This is a genomic window from Streptomyces huiliensis (assembly GCF_020037025.1).
Lineage (GTDB): Bacteria > Actinomycetota > Actinomycetes > Streptomycetales > Streptomycetaceae > Streptomyces > Streptomyces huiliensis.
The window spans coordinates 1-1,854 of the sequence record NZ_JAIQLH010000478.1; the positions used below are offsets into that span (position 1 = coordinate 1).

Annotated in this window: 2 protein-coding genes; both read left to right on the plus strand. The window is 76.3% G+C overall.

All coding sequences use genetic code 11. The features are described from left to right. On the plus strand, positions 1-528 hold a 528-nt coding region (locus JNW98_RS35280), incomplete at its 5' end, for a phosphopantetheine-binding protein (RefSeq protein ID WP_223772345.1). After that, positions 518-1,854 (plus strand): beta-ketoacyl [acyl carrier protein] synthase domain-containing protein (locus JNW98_RS35285; protein WP_223772346.1); only part of this gene is annotated, 1,337 nt, incomplete at its 3' end. The genes JNW98_RS35280 and JNW98_RS35285, both read left to right, overlap by 11 nt.

A 1,854-nucleotide genomic window follows, 5' to 3' on the forward strand; every position in this document is an offset into this window, starting at 1 on the left:
GCCTGCGGCGGCGTCACCGGGCACGGCGCGGTCGTCCGGGCCGCGTCCTCGGCGGCGCCCGCCGCCGAGGGGAGCGCGGCTTCCGGCGCGGCCGGCGGCGACCGCGTCCGCGTGCTGGAGGAGACCGTCCTCGCCGTCTGGCGGCGGGTGCTGGGCCGCGAGCGGGTGGGGTCCGGGGACAACTTCTTCGACCTGGGCGGGCATTCGCTGCTACTGGTGCGGGCCCAGGCCGAGCTGAACGAGGCCCTGGGCGGCGCGCTGACGGTGGTCGACCTGTTCGCCCACCCCAACGCGCACTCGCTCGCCGGGCACTTGGCGGGCCGGCGGGACATCACGGCGCCGGGTGACGGCGGCGACGGAACCGGCGGCGACGAGGCCGGTGGCGGGTCGGATACGGCCGGGAGCGCCCTCGGCGCCACCCGCGAGCAGGCCCGCCGCCGGCTCGCGGCGCGCGCCCAGCGGAACGGGAAGGGCCGGAAGGGTCAGCAGGGCCGGCAGGGCCAAGAGGAGGCATCGCATGCTGAATGAGGACATGGCGACGGAGCCGCTGGCCGTCGTCGGGATGGCCGGCCGGTTCCCGGGCGCGAACACGCTGGAGGAGTTCTGGGCGCTGCTGAGCGAGGGCCGGCAGGGCGTCCGGGAGGTGACGGAGGAGGAGTTCCTGGCCGCCGGGGGCGATCCGGCGGACCTGGAGGACCCGTCCCTGGTCCGTGTGGCGGCGGTGCTGCCCGACGCCGACCGCTTCGACGCCGCGTTCTTCGGCTACGGTCCGGCCGAGGCCGAACTCATCGACCCGCAGCAGCGGGTGCTCCTGGAGACCGCCTACCACGCGCTGGAGGACGCGGGGTACGCGGACGGCCACGGCGACCGCGTCGTCGGGGTCTACGCGGGCGCCGGCGACAGCCGCTACTACTCGTACAACGTGCACCCGCGGCACGCCGGCGAGCCCGCCTCCGTGGGCCTGATCCACGCGGCCACCGCCAACTCCCTCGGCACGCTGGCCACCCGGCTGTCCTACGACCTGGAGCTGACGGGCCCGAGCGTCTCGATGAACACGGCCTGCTCGACCGCGCTCGTCGCCGTGCACACCGCCGGCGAGGCGCTGGCCGCGTACGCGTGCGACATCGCCGTGGTCGGCGCGGTGTCGGTGGATCCGCAGGCGATGCTCGGGTACCGCCACGTGCCCGACGGCCCGCTCTCCCCCGACGGGGCGTGCCGGCCGTTCGCCGCGGACGCGGCGGGCACGTTCAACGGCGACGGGGCCGGCGTCCTCGTCCTGCGCCGGCTGTCCGACGCGCTGGCGGACGGCGACCGGATCCGGGCCGTCATCCGGGGTTCCGCGATCAACAACGACGGCCGGCGCAAGGTCGGTTTCTCGGCCCCGAGCCCGGCCGGGCAGGCGGAGGTCATCGTGGCCGCCCAGGTGGCGGCCGGCGTCGACGCCGGCACGGTGACGTACGTCGAGGCCCACGGGACCGCCACGCGCCTCGGCGACCCGATCGAGGTCGCGGCCCTCACCGAGGCGTTCCGGGAGTCCACCGACCGGCGGGGGTACTGCGCGCTCGGCTCGGTCAAGGGCAACATCGGCCACCTCGGCGCGGCGGCCGGGATCGCCGGCATCATCAAGACCGTCCTCGCGCTCGAACACCGGGCCGTGCCGCCCACGGTGCACCACGACGCCCCGAACCCCCTCATCGACTTCGCGAGCGGCCCGTTCCGCGTCCCGACGGCGCTGGAGCCGTGGACGGCCGACGGCCCGCTGCGGGCCGCGGTGAGCGCCTTCGGGGTCGGGGGCACCAACGCCCACGTCATCCTGGAGGAAGCGCCGCGCCTCCCGGAACCCCCCAAGCCGGC